We start from the raw sequence: 17,401 nt of genomic DNA on the forward strand, positions 1-17,401 counted from the left end.
TTGCACTGGCAACCAGACCGGAAACGGGCCGGTGATCTCCCGCGTTCCTAACTGGGCCTTCTTCAATTATTTTCCAGTTTCAAAAGACCTTCTAGATTTTGTCTTAAAATAAAGAGCTTTTGTTTTTCCTCTTCGCATTTGGCACGGGATTTTTCTTGTTCGGCGACACTGGCTTTCTTTTCCTTAAGTGCTTTTTGCAAAGCGTTTTTAAGGCTGAAGGCAACAGCGTCCGAGCGCAACCTCAGTTCACCTGCCACCTGGCGTACTTTTTCCTTTAAACTCTCCACCAGGTCGGCCCGCACCCTCCCACAGTTGCGGTTCAAAAGCTCCGCCAAACTGGCACGGGTTTTGGTAAGTATGTGTTTCTTAAGCAATGCCTTTGGTAAAAGAGATGCCACGGTCAATTCTTCAAAAGCGGGAATAAAGGTGGGGTGTTCGTAAAAGTGGAAGTAGAAGTAGCGATCGCCCAGAATATAGTCTTTATAAGCCGTTTTGTGTACTTCTACCTGGAAAATTTCTGCCGAGGCAGCCATCAAACGGTCTACTATATCTTCGATGCGCCGAAAAAACCGTCCGGCCACCCGGGCGAATTCCTGCTGCATTATTTCTTTTTCGCGTTCCCTTTGTTTTTCCAGCACGCCCAGGATTATCTTCTTAATGTAATCCTGGGCCAGGCCGGCAGTTTCTTTCACCGAATGCCTGGGGTAATTATCCTCAATAAAGTCCTCCAGCTGCCCGGCCAGCTGGGGAAACACACGGCGTTCAAAAGTTTCCATGTCTTCCGCCACCCGCGCGGCCAGCTTATCTACCTCCCGGTAAAGCAAGTAGATGCTGTCTTCCCGTTCCTGCTCCAGATGTGCCAGTTCTGTTTCAAAGGCGGCAATCTTCCTCTCCAGCTCTTCAAGGGAATCTTCCATACCGCGCCGCCAGAGCTCCAGGCCCAGCTCCAGTTCGTTCAGGATGCGCAGCGCCCGCGAGGCCGTGGCTGAAATAATGAGCGCTCCCTTCTGGCACCTGATCAAATCGTTTATCAGGTTCTCCAGTTCCGTCATCCGGCTTGTTTTCAGCCGTTCTGCATCATTTTGCTCTTTTCCTTCCAGTGCCAGGCGGGCTGAAAGCGGGACCAGTAAAATGTCCTGAGTCTGAAGTTGTTCTTGCAGCATCCTGCGGGTGAAGTCTAAAGCTTCCGCCAGATCATCCGGACTGACAATGTCAATTTTGTTCAGCACAAATATGAGCTTATGCACATGATGCCGTACGTCGCGCAGGTAATCCAGTTCTCCCTTGCCCAGCGGTGCATCCACCGAAATAACAAAAAGCGCTGCGTCGGCCCGGGGCAGGTAGCCGTAAGCCGCTTCGGTATTATGGGTGTAGGCCGAACCCACCCCGGGAGTATCCACCAGAATAATCCCCTCCGCTAAAAAAGGGGCGGGATAAATGACCTCGACTTCACGTACTTTCTTAACGTTGCGGGGGTTTTCTTTTTCCGTTACATACCGCACGATATCCCCAACGGGTACTTTTTCGGCCCGCCCGTCCAGGAACACGACCGTTGCCTGTGGTTCCATGCCATAGCGTATAAAGGTGGGGATCGCTGTAAGAGGTACGATGGCAGTGGGCAGAATGCGTGCCCCCACCAGGGCATTGATCAGGGTTGACTTGCCCCGCTTAAACTCACCCATCACCACCAGGGTGAATGTCTCTGAGGCAACCCGGGCCAGGCTTTCGGTGAGCAGGTCCACCGCAAAGCGGTTTTCTCCGGCTTCAGCCAGAGTGATCAATTGTTCGACTGCATTGCTGAGCAGTGTTTTTTGTTCACGAAAATGTTCCAGCATCAACCGATCACCTCTTTAACTTGTTTAAGGTAGCAGTATGCCGGAAAATGAACAAAAACTCCTACCATCACCTTACTGGATTTTGGTAGGAGCCATCAGCCCTTCCGGGCGTTCCAGGCGAGCTCCATCGCCGTGGAGCAGATTATTAGATTAGTCTTCCCTGCCTTTGGCCACCAGTACATCACACGCTGCGTGACGGATTACGTAGGAAGAAACGCTGCCCATGACCAGCTTTTGAATGGCGCTCCAGCCGTGGGTTCCCACGACTATCAAATCAAAATTATTCTCCCGGGCATAGCGTACGATGGTTTCCCCCACGTGGCCGAAGATCAGATGCGTGGTCAGCTTTACGTTCTTACCGGCTGCTCTGGAAACTGCATCTCCCAGCTTCTTTTCGTAAAATTCCCGTGCCCTGGTCACCATGTCGTCTACTTCTGCCACCGTGCCCGCATAATCGGGCAGGTTCACCACGGCAACCGCGTGCAGCTCGCACCCGCAGCAACGGGCCAGCTCCATTCCTGCAGACAGGGCCTTGTTGGAGTATGGAGAACCATCATAGGCCACCATGATCTTGCGGTACATAATCTCACCCTTTCGTTATTCTACCGCCTTTCAGGCGATTGCTTTCTGAATCTTTTCAGGGATATTAGCTCCTCTTTTCCGCAGCGACTTTCAGATAAATTGTTCCGGAAGGATTCTTAAAAACAGGTCTTCACTTCTCCGGTGCCGGGCGGCTTTTGGAGATGGAAACTGCTTCCCCGGCTTCGGCCGCTTCTACCCGGGGCCGGAAAAAGGCCTGGGCGATAATGGTGGGAATTACCCCGCTGGCTATCACCACCGTGACCAGGACGGTATATTGTTGCTGGTTGATGAAATTATGGCTCAACCCGAAAAGTGCCGAGATGGTGCCAAAGGTCAGGCCGGTGGACATGAGCAATGTGGTGTACATGCCCTCACGGGGTTTATACCTGAACAGCCAGGTTAAAGGCCATACCCCGGCAAACTTGGTGGCCATTTTCACCACCAGCAGGATCAGGATCAGCCCAAGGGAACCGGCGACGGCGGGCAGGGAAACATACAGACCTGCTTTCAGGAAGTAGAATGGGGTGAGGAAGGCAAAGGCGGCGGCCCGGATGCGCTGCAAAAGTTCTTTTTCACTTTGAAAGAAACCCGCCAGGGCCAGGCCCAGCAGGTAGGCCGGCAAAACCGCTTCGCTGTTGGCCTTGTTGGCCAGCCCGCCCAGCAACAGCAGGGCAAAAAGCACGTATTTTACTTCAATCTGGCTTACCTGGCGGCCGAACCTTTCCTGAAAGGCGGGTGTGATTTTGGGCATTAATAACAGGACAACCGCGGTGGCCGCAATAAAGATGAGCATCCAGTAGTCATAGTTGGCAAAAAGTATACCCAGGGCCAGCACCGTACCCAGGTCGGTAATAAAACATGCGGCCAGGATGACTTGCCCCAGTTCTGTTTCATTCAGGCGCGTTTCCACCATGACTGCGTAAACTATGGCCACGGAAGTGGTGGAAAGGGCGATGCCGGCAATCTGCGCAGCCTGCAGGTTCCACCCGGCCACATAGTAGGCATAGGCAAAAGCTCCCAGGAAAGGGAATAGAAAAGATACCAAACCCAAGGAAACACTTTCCTTGAATTTGCTTTTCAGCACCGCCGGATCAACCTCGGCCCCGGCCAGAAAGGTGAGGACAATGGCGCCCAATCCCGCCAGGAAGTTAACCCAGGTATTTACTTCCAGTCCCAGGTAATTACCACCGATTACCCCCACCATGATCTCCACCATGGCCACCGATATACCGGTACGTACGGAAATCAACCCGGCGGCCAGGGCCAGCCCAATCCAGGTGGCCGCCACAAGCCACGTGTTCAAAGAAAATACCTCCTTTTCTCGCTAAGTTGCATTAAAAAAGCTCCTACCGGAAATCCCGCAGGATTCTGGTAGGAGCTATTAGCCTGGGAAAGGCAATTTAAGGCGAGCTCCATCGCCTGGTTGGATATATCTGACGAAAGTATATTAGCATGTTTAGCCAGAAGGTGTCAATAAGAAACTACTTGATACGGACACAGGAACACTCTACTATTTTACAGCCAGGAAAAACAAGTACAGGAGTAATAAAATCACCGGCTGGTGTACCAGGTAGATGGTCAGCGAATGCCGGCCCAGGAATTGTAAGGACCGGCCCAGCGGGTGGAAGGGCAGGGGAGAATGGGGAAAAAGGCTTCGTTTAGAGGGGTAAAACATTTGCCCCAGGACCATGCCCCACAGGAACACCCCAAACCAGGGGAGAAGGGGGTAATAGTCCACGGAAAAGAAGTCCTCCCTCACCAGGCCCAGCCAGGCCAGCCAGTTGTGGGGCCAGGTAAGGGTGCCGGTATAGTGTTCGGCCAGCAGGATAAGGGCGCCCAGGACCGTTAGAACCGGTGAAGGCAGTCCCATGAAAAGGGGGGCCAGGATCATGCTTGTCCCCAGGAATTGCAGGATGCCGAAGATGATGTTGCTCCCGGGGAGCGCCACCCCGGTAATGATATAAATGATGAACCCCCACAGGAGGATTTTTATACCCCGCCGCAGGTTATTGGTGCTGAAGAAAGAGCTTATGCCCGCAATGAGGATGAAGAGAATGGCCGCTCCTTTTCCGGTATAGTAAATTAGCCCCTTCTGGTAATCCAGGGGAAGATGGTAAAACTCTGCCAGGTCGTAAAGTAAGTGAAAGGTCACCATCAACAGGAGGGCCACTCCCCGGAACAGGTCAATTTCCCATACGCGGTTGATCGATGCGGCTTTTATGTGCTTTTTTACTGTGCTCGCGCTGACGGTCGGCTTTATGGCCGGATTCCTCCGTTCAAATGTGCCTTTTGTTCATGTGCGAAATGACAATGGGCATGGTGATGATCATGCTCAAGATAAAGACCCACACGGCGCCTCCGATGCGGGCCACGGGCGGATAGGAAATCCCCGTGGCATATGTGGCCAGAAGAAAGAGAAGGGCGGCGGTCAGGGAGATGCCCGTGTAGATCAAGAGGCTCTTGCGGGCTGGGTCACTCATCTAACTTCCACTCCTTTCCGGTTCCTGAGGTTCGTAAATGTCCAGTTAAACCACTCTGTTAATTCCGAAGGCAATCGTTGTCCAGGGCGAACGATTTTGCAGAGTGCCGGTAACAGCACCCGGGGTTTTGCGACGGTATCGACAAGGATGCGTTATCCCCTCTTCATGGAGGGGACAAAACGTTTTAAGAGCAGGGTGTTCAGGGTTACCGATACCGAGCTCATAGCCATAAAGAAGGCGGCCAGCTCCGGGCTTACAATCAGGCCAGTAAAGGGGTAGAGCACGCCGGCGGCAATGGGAATGCCCAGGCTGTTGTAAATAAAGGCCCAGACCAGGTTTTGGCGCACTTTGCGCATCGTCGCCCGGGCTATTTCTATGGCCGAAACCACGTCCCGCAGGTCGGCCTTGATCAGGATTACCTCGCCCGTTTCCTTGGCGATGTCTGTGCCCGTGCCAATGGCCATGCCCACGTCGGCGGCCGCCAGGGCCGGGGCGTCGTTGATACCGTCTCCCACCATGGCTACCCGCAGGCCGCGGGCCTGCAGCTTGCGCACCTCTTCGGCCTTGTCCTGGGGCAGCACTTCCGCCAGTACTTTTTCAATACCCGCCTGGCGAGCGATGGCTTCGGCGGTGCGGCGGTTGTCGCCGGTGATCATGATGACCTGTATACCCATTTTTTTCAGCCTGGCGATGGCCTGGGGAACGTTTTCCTTTATCGTATCGGCCACCGCAATTACCCCGGCCGCCTGCCCGTCCACCGCCAGGAGCATGGCGGTTTTTCCATCCTGCTCCAGGGATTCTACATAGGGCAGCAGGGTTTCAAAAGGCACGCCTTCCCTTTCCATTAACCGGCGGTTGCCCAGCAATATGGAGCGGCCCCGGTAGCGGGCTTTGATGCCGTGGCCGGGGATGGCCTCGAAATTCTCGGCATCTTCCACGTTCAGCCCGTCCTTTTCGGCTCCGCGGACAATTGCTTCACCCAGGGGGTGTTCGGAGTTCTTCTCCGCCGCGGCGGCCAGGCTGAGCACTTCCTCCCGCGTGAAGCCGGGGGCGGGGATGACGTCGGTGAGGGAAGGTTCACCCCGGGTGATGGTGCCCGTTTTGTCGAACAGTACCACCTGCAGTGCGGCGGTGGCCTCCACAGCATCGGCTCCTTTGAAGAGAATGCCGTTTTCAGCTCCCTTTCCCGTCCCGGCCATCATGGCGCTGGGAGTGGCCAGTCCCAGGGCGCAGGGGCAGGAAATGACCAGGGTGGTCACGCTTAAAAGCAGGGCGAAGCCAAAGACTCCCACCTGGGCCAGATTGTAAGGTGACAGGATAAAGTGACTGTCCGGCCGGAAAAAGGTGTGGTAACCGTAAAAAAACCAGAAGAGGAAAACGACCAGCGCCAGTACATGGACTCCGGCAATGAAGTGTCCGGCCACCAGATCGGCCAGCCTTTGCACCGGTGCCTTGGTGGCCTGGGCGTCTTCCACCAGGCGGATGATCTGGGCCAGGGCCGTGTCCCGCCCCACCCTGGTGGCCTTAAATTTAAAGGTTCCGGTTTTGTTGATGGTGGCTCCAATTACTTCGTCACCCGGCTTTTTCTCCACCGGGATGCTTTCCCCGGTGATCATGGACTCGTCCACCGCCGAATGCCCTTCAATTACCCTTCCGTCCACCGGGATACTTTCCCCGGGACGCACCACAACCACATCGCCGGGTACCACATCAAGGGCGGCAATTTCCATCTCCCGGCCTTCCCGGATCACCCGGGCGGTTTTGGGCTGCAGGTTCAGCAGCTTCCGAATGGCTTCGGAGACACGCCCCCGGGTGAGGGCTTCCAGGTAGCGGCCCAGGACGATAAAGGCGGTTAACAGGGCGGCCGATTCAAAAAAGGTGGCCCCTTTGCCCCCAAAGCCGGCCCCGGGCCAGAAAGTGTTAATGGTGGCGATGATATAAGCAGCTCCTATTCCCGTGGCATAGAGAAGGTTCATATCGGTGGCGCCCTTCTTTAGGCCGTTGAAGCTGTGCACGAAGAACTGCCAGCCGGCGATGAAGACCACCGGGGTGGTCAGCGCCCACAAAAAGAGGGTATTGCCCATAAACTCGGGAACAAAACGGGGGAGAATCCACACGTCCCGGAACATGCCCAGCATTACCAGGAGGGATAGGGGCCAGGCAATCCACATGTTCCGGGCTTGGCGGCGTATTTCCTGCCGGCGGGCCTGCCTCTCCAGGTCCAGGGCTTCCTGTCCCGTGGCCTTCTCGGCCACCTCGTAGCCCAGACCGGCGATTGCTTCTTTAATTTGGGTCGGTGTCACCGTACCCGGATAAAAGGTTGCCCGGGCGGATTCCGCGGGGAGGCTTACAGCTACCTTTAATACTCCGGGCAGTTCGGAAACTGCCCGTTCCACCCGGGCTACACAGGCCGCGCAGCTCATGCCCCTTACGGTCAGGTATATTTCCCCGGTGGGTACCTGGTAGCCCAGTTCCCGGATGGTATTGACCAGCTCTTCCAGGGATACCTTATCCGGATCATATTTCACGTTGGCCTTTCCGGTGACCAGGTTGACCACCGCCCCCGCTACCCCGGGGGTATTTTTTAAGGCCCGCTCCACCCGGGCCACGCATGCCGCACAGGTCATACCTTCCACGGGAATGCTGATTTGTTTCATTTGATTGCCTCCTTATACCGGGACCGGTAGCCCTTATGTTTTGTCTACGGTACCCCTGTAGGGTATTTATCTTCTTTCATCATAACCATGTCCGGTTGGAAAAGTCAATAACATTGATTTTAGAATTTCCCACTGTCAGGGTAAATACCAAATGAAAAACCCGCAGGCAGTATAGCCGGCGGGTTTTTACCGCGGGCAGTTTACCGTCTTGCCCAGGACTGTATTCAGCAGCCTTCTTTGCAGTGGGCCACGGGGCGAAGCATGTAGTGTTTTCTGAGCACGAGAATCACCCTCCTTTCCTGCCCGGCGCTGGACGCCGGTTATTTGGTAAATTGATCCAATACCTGCATCAGCTCATCGATGGCCTCGTCACCCCGGTTCTGGCGGATGGCCTGGGCCACGCATCCCCGTGTATGGCTGCGCAAAAGGGATAGGGCTACTTTTTGCAGTGCCGCCCGGGTGGCACTGATCTGCAGGAGGATATCCACGCAGTAGCGGTCTTCCTCAATCATCTTTTGAATACCGCGGATCTGTCCTTCAATTTTTTTTAAGCGGCTCAAGAGGTCTTCCTTGTTTCTTTCTACATAGGCCAAATCTTGATCACTCACTTCTCTCATACCCTACAGGGGTACCCGATGAGAAGTATATCAGGTGGACGAGTGTATTGTCAAGGAACGCAGGCCTACGGTACGTTGATCACCTTTCCAGGACCCGATAAGGCTTCGTTAATTTCATACATGTTGCTTACCCGGCCCACCTGGAGCTTGTCCTTTAGCTTGTAGTAGTCCAGACAGGTGCCGCAGGAGAGGATGTCCGTGCCCTTTTCGGCCATCTTTTTTAAATGTTGCAGGACCGGGGAGTTGGTGCAGGTCAGGAATACCCCCGTATTTAAAAAGATGAGCTTATCAGGGGGTGGGTCGGTTTCGGCCAGGGTGGCGCATAAACTTTTCAACAGTGTCATCCCCAGTTCGGGAGCACCCTGCCCCAGCAGGTTGGAAGTGAAGAAATAGATCAGGGGGCGGGCTTCCCCGGTACTTTGTGCTACGGGTTTCATGGGGTTGTCCGGGGCTTTTTCCGGCGATTCCCCTTTGGTTATGGTGATTACAAAGTTGCCTTCCTTTTCTGCAACCTGTACGGGATAGCCGGCGCTGGTGGCAAACATGGTTACGTTTTCCCGGGCTACCGGGTTGTCTACGGTGACGATTATTTCACCGGCAGGGATTTCTTCCAGCGCTTTCTTGGTGTTGATCACCGGCTGGGGGCAGGCCAGCCCCCGGCAGTCCACTTCTTTTTTCAACATGAACAATTCACCTCTTCTTTACTCCACCCTGATTAACCAGTTCTGCCTTTCCACCACCCGTCCGATTACCCGGGCCGCCGTTACTCCGTTTGCATGAAGCTCATGCAGGAGGCGGTCCGCCCGCTCCGGTGGGGTGGCAATGAGCAACCCCCCGGAAGTTTGGGGATCAAACAGGATTGCCTGCTGGGCAGGGGAGAGGTTAGAGGCAAAAGAAACCGCTTCCCCCAGGTGATCCCGGTTATGATAGGCCCCGCCGGGAATCAGGCCCATGGCGGCCAGTTCGACCGTTTTGGGCAAAAGGGGTACCCGGTCATAATGAAAAATCATGCTTACCCCGCTAGCCCGGGCCATTTCTGCAGCATGCCCCAGTAAACCGAAGCCCGTGATATCGGTACAGGCATGGGCTCCTACGGAAAGCATGGCAGAAGCAGCCTCTTTGTTTAAGGCAATCATACTGGCCAGGGCGGCTTCTTGAGATTGGGCCGGGGCCAGCTCTGCTTTGATAGCTGTGGCGATGATGCCTGTACCCAGGGGTTTGGTCAGGATCAGCACATCCTGGGGCATCGCACCGGCATTGGTGAATACCCTTTGCGGATGTACCAGACCGGTGACGGCCAGGCCGTATTTAGGTTCATCATCCTGGACCGTGTGTCCTCCTGCAATGATTGCCCCGGCCTCCTTTACTTTGTCTGCCCCTCCTTTGAGGATCTCGGTTAGAATTTCCGGCGGTAAACAGGTAGGGAAACAGGCTATATTCAAGGCGAGAAGGGGCCGCCCGCCCATGGCATAAATGTCGCTCAAGGCGTTGGCTGCGGCCACCTGGCCAAAAAGGTAGGGATCATCCACCACCGGGGTAAAAAAATCCACCGTTTCAATGATGGCCATATCGTCCGTGAGCTGGTATACCGCCGCATCGTCGGCTGTTTCCAGTCCAACCAGCAAATGAGGGTCGTTAAGGCGTGGCAACTGCCGCAGTACCTGCGACAGGGTGGCCGGTCCCACCTTTGCCGCTCACCCGGCAGTTTTGGCCAGGGTGGTCAATCGAATTTTTTCTGCCATATTTACTCACCCCTAACTTTTGCAGTCTTTTTATCTCCGGTCTTTCTTACAAGATAGCATATCATTTTTTCGTTCTTTAATAGATGAGTTCCTTTATTTGCCCTATAAGAAGATTTTATGGGCAGGTTGCAGTACAGAGAAGATCTTTATGACCTGTTGGCCGTCACCCACGGCTTTTGTGCCCTTAAGTAATCTTGTCCGTGGCGGGCGCATATATTGTGGCAGGGAGGGATTGGAAGATGGCCTGGCGGGAATGGAAAAAGCGGTTATCGGAGTTTCTGGAGATCCCCAACGATGTAATGCTGAACCTTCCCCGCGTTGTGCTTATGGGAAATCTGCAGGCCTTCATCGAGAACCACCGCGGCGTTTTAGAATATACCCCCCAAATTGTGCGTGTTGGCATTGAGGAAGGGGAGCTGGAAATTACCGGAGAGAAATTGATCCTGCGCAACATTCTCCCCGATGAGATTTGCGTGGAAGGAATGATTAAGACCATTACGTTTAAATAGGAACAGGCCAGTGTAAAAATCGTGCCCATGGCCCAGGAAAATAAGGAGGCCAAGCCATGTTTCTTTTTCGATTGATGAACTTCATCATCGGTTATGTCACCATAACCATCCGGGGAGAAGTGCCGGAAAAATTTATCAATATGGCTGCCGCCCGGGGTATCTTTCTCTGGGATATTACCCGGCTCGGTGAGCAGACCATGAGGGCCAATGTGCGCTTGAATGCCGTACGGCCTTTAAGGCATATAGCGCGGCGCACCCGGTGCCGCTTTCATATTACATGGCGGGTAGGCTTGCCTTTTCTCTGGATGCGCCTGGCCCGGCGCAAGGCACTGGCCTTTGGCGCCGTACTATTTGTCCTTGGACTGTACTTGTTAAGCTCCTTTGTCTGGACTATCGAGGTTACCGGTAATCGCAGGGTGCCCACGAAAGATATCTTATCCGTAGCTTCCGGGGCCGGTCTGAACCGGGGAGTGCCCAAATGGCGTTTGGATTGCCCCGCGGTGGAGAGGACACTGAAGACAAAGTTGCCCACCATTTCCTGGGCCGGCGTATATGTTAAGGGGACAAGGGTGACCATTGAAGTGGTGGAAAAAACCCTTCCCGAGGAGAAAAATCAATCTCCCGCCCATATTACAGCTATTAAGGCGGGCTTAATTAAAGAGGTCCTGGTGTTTAGCGGCCATGCGGCGGTGAAGGAAGGGGATACGGTAGTTCCCGGTCAAATTTTGATTTCCGGGATTATTCCTCCCCCTGAAGAACCCAGGCCCGAGCAGCTGCCAGCGACCGAAACACAAAGGGAACAATCCGTCCCTCGCCGGCCTACGTACGTTCACGCTGCGGGCATCGTCAGGGCCCGGGTATGGTATGAAGGATACGGCGAAGCCCCTCTGGTTGAAAACGGGGAGCGCTTTACCGGTCGCCAGGTTACCAGGGTTTGTATGAAAATCAAAGGCAGGGAAATAATTTTAGCAGGTCCCCAGAAAATACCCTTTTTGCATTATCAAACCGAGACCAGTGTGAAAAAGCCTCCCCCATGGAGGAATCTTCAGCTGCCCGTCGAACTTGTTATCAGTAAATATCGTGAAGTGGAAAACTACCGCTTGGTCAGGGACCGGGCAGAAGCCCGCCGCCTGGCCGGGGAGAGGGCGTTGCATGCGGTACAAAAGCAGTTGCCTCAAGGAGCCAGGATAGTCCACAAACAGCTGGATGAGCTGGTAGTGAAAGAGCCGGAGAGCCTGGTGCGGGTCAAAGCCTTCGTGGAGAGCCTTGAGGAAATCGGCACCGAACAACCCTTTACCCCGGGGGAAGAGTCTCAAAATCAGGCACCGGCGCCCTCTTCCCAGCCATAACAGGTCTATTCTAGCTATAGAAACAAGAGGGAGTTGGAGGGATAAGTTGGGCGAACACACTGAAGCCAGGGTGATCCTGGACAACATTGCCACGGCGGCCGAGATTTTCGGACGTCACGATGAACATCTGGCTTTAATGGAACGGGCCCTGGGCATAAGGGTAGTAACCCGGGGCGAGGAAGTGATTATTATCGGCCCGCCCGAACAGGTTGCCCAGGCCCGGGAGGTTTTCAATCAGTTACAGGACTTTTACCGGGCGGGTAACCGTTTAACTTTACACGAAATTAACTACGCCATTAAGGCCGTGCGGGCGGGTATGCAGGAAGCCCTGTCCAACCTGGCGCGGGAGGTGACCCTGGTTACCGCCCGGGGGAAACAGGTTAAGCCCAAGACACTGGGACAGAAACAGTACATCGAAGCCATTCGCAAGCACGACATTGTTTTTGCCATCGGTCCCGCGGGAACGGGGAAAACCTACCTGGCCGTGGTTATGGCCATTCGCGCGCTGCGCAATAAGGAAGTCAACCGGCTGGTACTAACCAGGCCGGCTGTGGAAGCCGGAGAAAAGCTCGGTTTTCTGCCGGGGGACCTGCAGGAAAAAGTAGATCCTTACCTGCGTCCTCTTTACGATAGCCTTTACGATGTACTGGGTGTGGAAAATACCCAAAAATACCTGGAAAGACATGTTATTGAAATTGCTCCCCTGGCCTACATGCGGGGGAGGACACTGGACGACGCCTTTATCATTCTTGACGAGGCGCAAAACACCACCGACCAGCAGATGAAAATGTTTTTGACCCGCCTGGGTTTTGGTTCCAGGGCCGTAATTACCGGAGACATTACCCAGATCGACCTGCCCAAGGGGCAGGTTTCCGGCCTGGTCCATGCCCAGAAGGTTTTGGCCCGGGTAAACGGTATTGCCTTTTGTTACCTGACGGGGGAGGATATAGTCCGCCACCCGCTGGTTCAGGAAATCATCAGGGCCTATGAGGAAGGGTCATAGGTTGGTGGCACAAGAGGAGTGAATTTGATGCTCCCTCTGGCCACAATTGGAAAACAGTTTGTTCACCGGCTGGCTCCGTTAATGGGACGGCGCAGGGTACGCCGGAGCGCAGCTGCGGTCATCTTTTTTTTGCTCATTACCATTCTCATTTCCATTGAATTTGTTCCCCAACGGGTTAATTTGCGGGAGGGACAGGTTTCCCCAGTCCAGATTCCGGCCCCCCGCAGTATTGTTTTTGAAGATAAGGCCAAAACCGAGGAAATGCGCCGCCAGGCAGCCGCGGCAGTGCGCGACCAGTACGACCGGGATCCCCTGGTAAGCGCGGCGGTCCAGCGGGATATTTCCACCGCCATTCAGGGGATCCGCGAGGTGCAGGCGGATACCAGGGCCGATGAGGAAGCCCGGGTAACCCGCCTGCGGGGGGTGCTGCCCTTTTCTTTGTCCCGGGAAACCCTGGTGGCCCTTACCAGGCCCGCTCCCCATACCCTGGAGCAGGTGGAACGGAGTGTAAACGGCCTGGTGGCCCAGGCCCTGGATAGCGAGGAAGGTATTACGCCGGACAAGCTGGAGGCTAAAAAGGCAAGTCTGGCCGACCAGGTGGCCCGCTGGGGTTTAAGCAAACCCTACCAGGAACTGGCCCAGGGCTTAATCCGTTATTACCTGCGGCCGAACAGCTTCTTCAATGCGGAAAAAACCCGCCTCTTAAAGGAGGCGGCCATGGCCACGGTGCCGCCCCAGATGGTGACCATCAGGCAAAACGAGATCATCATCCGGGTTGGGGATGTGGTTACCAAGGAACACCTGGCCAAGCTGGAGGCCCTTGGCCTCACCCAAACCGGGGTCCCCTGGCGCATATTGCTGGGCAGTGCTTTTCTGGTGGCCCTCTTGATGGTGGTGGTACTGCTCTATCTCTACCAGCAGAACCGGGAAATTTACGAACATGCCGGTCACTTATACCTGCTGGGTATCGTTGTCGTGGTGGTACTGGCCGTGGGCAAGGCCATTACGGCCATCAATATCCCCTACTGGCCTGAGCTGGGCAACCTCGTGGGTTATATGACCCCTATTGCCGCCGCCGGGATGCTTATTGCCATTTTGCTTGACACGCGCCTGGCCATGCTGGTGGTGGCGGTAATGAGTTTTCTGGTGACCCTGATGATTGATGGACAGGTCCGTTTCGGACTGGTGGCCCTGGTGGGGGGGTTCGTGGGAGTTTACAGCGTCAGCAAACTCAGCCAGCGGGGCGATCTGGCCCGGGCCGGTGTTTACACCAGCGCCGCCAATATCGTTGTCATTCTGATCATGGGTCTTTTAGGCAACACGCCCTGGGGCCTCATGATTACTTCCGGCGTGGGTTTTGGTTTGATTAACGGTATTTTGTCTTCCATTCTAACCATTGGTGCCCTTCCTTACCTGGAAAGCGCCTTTGGAATTACCTCGGCAGTCCATCTTCTGGAGCTATCCCATCCCAGCAATCCCCTGCTGCGGCGCTTGCTCACGGAGGCACCAGGGACCTATCACCACAGCATTATTGTGGCCAACCTGGCGGAGGCTGCAGCCGAGGCCGTGGGCGGGGAGACCCTTTTGGTGCGTGTAGGCGCCTATTATCATGATATCGGCAAAATTAAACGGCCCTACTTCTTTATTGAAAACCAGTTGAACGGTGAGAACCCCCACGATAAAATTGCCCCTTCCTTGAGTACTTTGATTTTGACCTCCCACGTCAAGGACGGGGTGGAAATGGCCCGTGAGTATAAATTACCCCAGGCCATTATCGAGATTATTGAACAGCACCATGGCAGCGGGCTGTGCTCTTATTTTTACCACAAAGCCCTGGAAAACGGCCACGCGGAAAATGTCAATGAGGACGAATACCGTTATGATGGACCCAAGCCCCAGACCAAAGAGGCGGCCATTGTCATGCTGGCCGATTCGGTGGAGGCGGCGGTCCGTTCCCTGCAAAACCGTACCCCCGGCCGCGTTGAGGGAATGGTACGCAAAATTATCAAGGATAAGCTCATGGACGGCCAGCTGGATGAATGTGACCTGACCTTTAAGGATCTGGATAAAATTGCGGAGGCTTTTTTTCAGGTACTGGGCGGAATATTTCACACCCGCATTGAATATCCCGACCTGAGTAAGGAAATGGAAAGGAGAAGAAACAAAAGTGCCGGTTCTCGTAAACAACCTGCAAGAAAAAGTGCCGGTGGATGAGCAGCTTGTTGACCTGGTGGTAAAGGTGGCCGGGGAAGCTCTCTCTTTAGCCGGCGGCCCCGGGGACGCCGAAGTAAGCCTGGTTTTTGTGGACGACGAGTATATCCACCGGTTAAACCGTGAATACCGTGGGGTGGACAGGCCTACCGATGTGCTGTCCTTTGCCCTACAGGAAGGGGAACCGATGCCCGACGCGGGGGAGGAAACCTTGTTGGGGGATGTGGTGATTTCCCTGGAGACGGCGCGCCGGCAAAGTGAGGAGTACGGGCACAGCTTTGAGCGGGAAGTGGCTTTTCTGGTGGCCCATGGCGTGCTGCATCTCCTGGGATACGATCACCTGACGGAAGAAGAAGGCCGGGCAATGCGGGAAAAGGAGGAGGCCGTCCTGGCCCGGCTGGGGTTGGGCAGGTAAGAGGGCCATTAAGAGCACCGCCCTTAGAATAGCTTGTGGTTACAGGATGTGACGTTGTGATGGCCAGGGACAGTTTCAGAAAAAGCCTTGGTTATGCCCTGTCCGGACTGGCATATGCCCTACGCACACAGCCTAACATGCGCTTTCACTTTGGTGCCGCCCTGGTGGTAGTGGCGGTTGCCCTGCTACTGGGGGTAGGAGTACGGGATTTTCTCTTTATTCTCTTTGCCATTATCCTGGTGGTAATCGCCGAGATGTTCAATACTGCCGTGGAGACGGTGGTTAACCTGTATACCAATAAATACCACCCCCTGGCCAGGGTGGCCAAAGATGTTGCCGCCGGGGCCGTACTGCTGGCTGCCTTAAACTCGATGGTTGTAGGCCTTTTGGTGTTTTACCCTTACCTGCACGCCTTCGTTCGCTATTGGGCGCGTTCTTTGGGAGGTGTAAATTAATTTGATTGACCTGCCGGTGATGCAGTTTCCTGTGGAAAAGCTCATTAATACGGCCCGGGCTTCCCGGGAAAGGGCTTACGCCCCATATTCCGGTTTCCGGGTGGGGGCAGCCATACTAACTTCGGAAGGAAGATTGTATACCGGATGTAACATTGAAAATGCCTCCTACGGTTTAACCGTTTGCGCCGAGCGGGTAGCCCTTTTTAAAGCAGTAAGCAACGGGGAAAGGCAATTTGCCGCCCTGGTGGTGATTTCCGACAGCGAGGATTACTGCACGCCCTGCGGCGCCTGCCGGCAGGTGCTGGCTGAATTCGGAAGCGAAATCAAAGTTTATATGTGTAACCACCGTGGTGAATATATAGTAAAAACGCTTGCTGAACTATTGCCCCTGAGCTTTAAGTTAAAAGGTGGGGAGGCTGGGAAAATTGAAGACAGCCCACGCCCCAATCCTGTTCGTGTTGTGGAGCCGGTAGACAGGTAAATTTGGTGCTGCCCGGGGGAGTTTCTTTAATGATAAAGGGCTGAAAGGAGGAAAATGGTGGAACAGGAGAAATTCAAGTCGGGTTTTGTGGCCATAATTGGCCGCCCCAATGTCGGGAAGTCCACCCTTTTAAACCAGCTGGTGGGGCATAAGGTGGCCATTATGTCCGATAAGCCCCAGACCACCCGGCATAAAATCCATTCAATCATTACCCGTGATGATGCCCAGATCATCTTTCTGGATACGCCGGGAATTCACAAGCCCAGGCACAAGCTGGGTGAGTATATGGTGGAAGTGGCCCTGGGCGCCCTGCGGGAAGTGGACGTAATCCTCTTCCTGGTTGAACCCCAGTTGCCGGGGCCGGGGGACGAGTACATAATCAACCAGCTCCGCGAGGTAACCACTCCGGTAATTCTGGTCATTAATAAAATAGATTTGCTGGACAACAAGGCGGAATTGCTGCCCCTGATTGACGTTTTTAGAGAGAAATACAATTTTGCCGAGATTATCCCCGTTTCCGCTCTCAAGCCGGAAAACCTGGACCGCCTGGTTGAGCTGGTGGTTTCCTACTTACCCTATGGGCCCAAGTATTATCCCGACAATATGGTCACGGACCGGCCGGAACAGTTTATTATGGCCGAACTGATCCGGGAAAAGGTGCTTCACCTGACCAGCCAGGAAGTACCCCACGGGGTGGCCGTGGTGGTGGAGGAGGTAGAGCCGCGGTCGGACCAGCTGCTCTATGTGCGGGCGGTCATTTATACCGAAAAGGAATCGCATAAGGCCATTTTAATTGGCAAGGGGGGGCGGATGCTCAAAGAGATAGGCCGGCTGGCCAGGGAAGAAATGGAACTTCTCCTGGGGTCAAAAATATACCTGGACCTGTGGGTCAAGGTCAAGGAAGACTGGCGTAACCAGGACCTGTACCTGCGGAACTTTGGTTACGCCGGCAGGGATTAATTTTCCTTGACAGTACAGGAAAGGTTCTGATAAAGTAGTGTTGGCTGGAAAGCCAGCTAAGGTTTTCGGGCTTCCTCACGCAGGTGAAGGCCCTTTTCATTTTGC

The 17,401-nt window shown here is 54.5% G+C and carries 17 protein-coding genes and 2 riboswitches; of the genes, 8 read left to right on the forward strand and 9 right to left on the reverse strand.

The features are described from left to right. Positions 1-62: 62 nt before the first annotated feature. The 9 genes from D7024_RS04245 to selD form a co-directional block, all read right to left on the reverse strand. Positions 63-1,835, reverse strand: a complete 1,773-nt coding sequence (locus D7024_RS04245; RefSeq protein ID WP_121450670.1) for a dynamin family protein — start codon at positions 1,833-1,835, stop codon at positions 63-65. A 79-nt stretch (positions 1,836-1,914) separates the two neighbouring features. Beyond that, positions 1,915-1,976, reverse strand: a riboswitch (Fluoride riboswitch). Between the two features lie 9 nt (positions 1,977-1,985). Beyond that, positions 1,986-2,417, reverse strand: coding sequence for a universal stress protein (locus D7024_RS04250; protein WP_121450671.1), 432 nt, complete (start codon positions 2,415-2,417; stop codon positions 1,986-1,988). A gap of 130 nt (positions 2,418-2,547) precedes the next feature. Continuing rightward, complete coding sequence (locus D7024_RS04255; protein ID WP_121450672.1) at positions 2,548-3,720, reverse strand: cation:proton antiporter; 1,173 nt, start codon at positions 3,718-3,720, stop codon at positions 2,548-2,550. 62 nt (positions 3,721-3,782) lie between these two features. Further along, positions 3,783-3,846: riboswitch (Fluoride riboswitch) on the reverse strand. Between the two features lie 81 nt (positions 3,847-3,927). Further along, positions 3,928-4,677: a heparan-alpha-glucosaminide N-acetyltransferase gene (locus tag D7024_RS04260; RefSeq protein WP_121450673.1), complete on the reverse strand. Its 750-nt coding sequence runs from the start codon at positions 4,675-4,677 to the stop codon at positions 3,928-3,930. Between the two features lie 16 nt (positions 4,678-4,693). Continuing rightward, positions 4,694-4,897: a hypothetical protein gene (locus tag D7024_RS04265; protein ID WP_121450674.1), complete on the reverse strand. Its 204-nt coding sequence runs from the start codon at positions 4,895-4,897 to the stop codon at positions 4,694-4,696. Between the two features lie 152 nt (positions 4,898-5,049). Then, on the reverse strand, positions 5,050-7,554 hold the full coding sequence (locus D7024_RS04270) for a heavy metal translocating P-type ATPase (RefSeq protein ID WP_121450675.1): 2,505 nt from the start codon (positions 7,552-7,554) through the stop codon (positions 5,050-5,052). A 320-nt stretch (positions 7,555-7,874) separates the two neighbouring features. Next, the gene (locus tag D7024_RS04275; RefSeq protein ID WP_121450676.1) at positions 7,875-8,171 is read right to left on the reverse strand and encodes a metal-sensitive transcriptional regulator; all 297 of its coding nucleotides are present in this window, start codon (positions 8,169-8,171) and stop codon (positions 7,875-7,877) included. A gap of 65 nt (positions 8,172-8,236) precedes the next feature. Continuing rightward, positions 8,237-8,854, reverse strand: coding sequence for a sulfurtransferase-like selenium metabolism protein YedF (gene yedF, locus D7024_RS04280; RefSeq protein WP_207666889.1), 618 nt, complete (start codon positions 8,852-8,854; stop codon positions 8,237-8,239). Positions 8,855-8,872: 18 nt separating this feature from the next. Further along, positions 8,873-9,913 (reverse strand): selenide, water dikinase SelD, encoded by a 1,041-nt coding sequence (gene selD / locus D7024_RS04285; protein WP_121450677.1) that lies wholly within the window; start codon positions 9,911-9,913, stop codon positions 8,873-8,875. Between the two features lie 239 nt (positions 9,914-10,152). Between selD and yqfC the strand changes: the two genes are divergently transcribed. The 8 genes from yqfC to era are packed head-to-tail and all read left to right on the forward strand — an operon-like array spanning position 10,153 to position 17,296. After that, positions 10,153-10,422 (forward strand): sporulation protein YqfC, encoded by a 270-nt coding sequence (gene yqfC, locus D7024_RS04290; protein ID WP_207666890.1) that lies wholly within the window; start codon positions 10,153-10,155, stop codon positions 10,420-10,422. Positions 10,423-10,478: 56 nt separating this feature from the next. Then, positions 10,479-11,771 (forward strand): sporulation protein YqfD, encoded by a 1,293-nt coding sequence (gene yqfD / locus D7024_RS04295; protein WP_121450679.1) that lies wholly within the window; start codon positions 10,479-10,481, stop codon positions 11,769-11,771. Positions 11,772-11,817: 46 nt separating this feature from the next. Continuing rightward, positions 11,818-12,774 carry a PhoH family protein gene (locus D7024_RS04300; protein WP_121450680.1) on the forward strand — a complete coding sequence of 319 codons (957 nt, stop codon included), beginning with the start codon at positions 11,818-11,820 and terminating at the stop codon, positions 12,772-12,774. Positions 12,775-12,801: 27 nt separating this feature from the next. Next, the gene (locus D7024_RS04305; protein WP_121450681.1) at positions 12,802-14,988 is read left to right on the forward strand and encodes an HD family phosphohydrolase; all 2,187 of its coding nucleotides are present in this window, start codon (positions 12,802-12,804) and stop codon (positions 14,986-14,988) included. Next, entirely contained in the window at positions 14,942-15,400 is a 459-nt protein-coding gene (ybeY, locus tag D7024_RS04310; RefSeq protein WP_121450682.1) for an rRNA maturation RNase YbeY, read from the forward strand. Before D7024_RS04305 ends, ybeY begins: the two co-directional genes overlap by 47 nt. Before the next feature lie 59 nt (positions 15,401-15,459). After that, positions 15,460-15,855, forward strand: coding sequence for a diacylglycerol kinase family protein (locus D7024_RS04315; RefSeq protein WP_121450683.1), 396 nt, complete (start codon positions 15,460-15,462; stop codon positions 15,853-15,855). A gap of 1 nt (position 15,856) precedes the next feature. After that, the gene (gene cdd, locus D7024_RS04320; RefSeq protein WP_341466945.1) at positions 15,857-16,336 is read left to right on the forward strand and encodes a cytidine deaminase; all 480 of its coding nucleotides are present in this window, start codon (positions 15,857-15,859) and stop codon (positions 16,334-16,336) included. Positions 16,337-16,390: 54 nt separating this feature from the next. Next, positions 16,391-17,296 carry a GTPase Era gene (era, locus tag D7024_RS04325; RefSeq protein ID WP_121450684.1) on the forward strand — a complete coding sequence of 302 codons (906 nt, stop codon included), beginning with the start codon at positions 16,391-16,393 and terminating at the stop codon, positions 17,294-17,296. Positions 17,297-17,401: the final 105 nt, after the last annotated feature.

It is taken from the genome of Desulfofundulus salinus, assembly GCF_003627965.1.
Lineage (GTDB): Bacteria > Bacillota > Desulfotomaculia > Desulfotomaculales > Desulfovirgulaceae > Desulfofundulus > Desulfofundulus salinus.

What these genes read in the sequence shown, in the direction of transcription:
- yedF (WP_207666889.1), bottom strand. Translation starts at nt 8,854, where the DNA reads ATGTTGAAAAAAGAAGTGGACTGCCGGGGGCTGGCCTGCCCCCAGCCG.
- D7024_RS04250 (WP_121450671.1), bottom strand. Translation starts at nt 2,417, where the DNA reads ATGTACCGCAAGATCATGGTGGCCTATGATGGTTCTCCATACTCCAAC.
- yqfC (WP_207666890.1), top strand. Translation starts at nt 10,153, where the DNA reads ATGGCCTGGCGGGAATGGAAAAAGCGGTTATCGGAGTTTCTGGAGATC.
- D7024_RS04270 (WP_121450675.1), bottom strand. Translation starts at nt 7,554, where the DNA reads ATGAAACAAATCAGCATTCCCGTGGAAGGTATGACCTGTGCGGCATGC.
- era (WP_121450684.1), top strand. Translation starts at nt 16,391, where the DNA reads ATGGTGGAACAGGAGAAATTCAAGTCGGGTTTTGTGGCCATAATTGGC.
- D7024_RS04305 (WP_121450681.1), top strand. Translation starts at nt 12,802, where the DNA reads ATGCTCCCTCTGGCCACAATTGGAAAACAGTTTGTTCACCGGCTGGCT.
- D7024_RS04245 (WP_121450670.1), bottom strand. Translation starts at nt 1,835, where the DNA reads ATGCTGGAACATTTTCGTGAACAAAAAACACTGCTCAGCAATGCAGTC.
- D7024_RS04265 (WP_121450674.1), bottom strand. Translation starts at nt 4,897, where the DNA reads ATGAGTGACCCAGCCCGCAAGAGCCTCTTGATCTACACGGGCATCTCC.
- D7024_RS04315 (WP_121450683.1), top strand. Translation starts at nt 15,460, where the DNA reads ATGGCCAGGGACAGTTTCAGAAAAAGCCTTGGTTATGCCCTGTCCGGA.
- yqfD (WP_121450679.1), top strand. Translation starts at nt 10,479, where the DNA reads ATGTTTCTTTTTCGATTGATGAACTTCATCATCGGTTATGTCACCATA.
- D7024_RS04275 (WP_121450676.1), bottom strand. Translation starts at nt 8,171, where the DNA reads ATGAGAGAAGTGAGTGATCAAGATTTGGCCTATGTAGAAAGAAACAAG.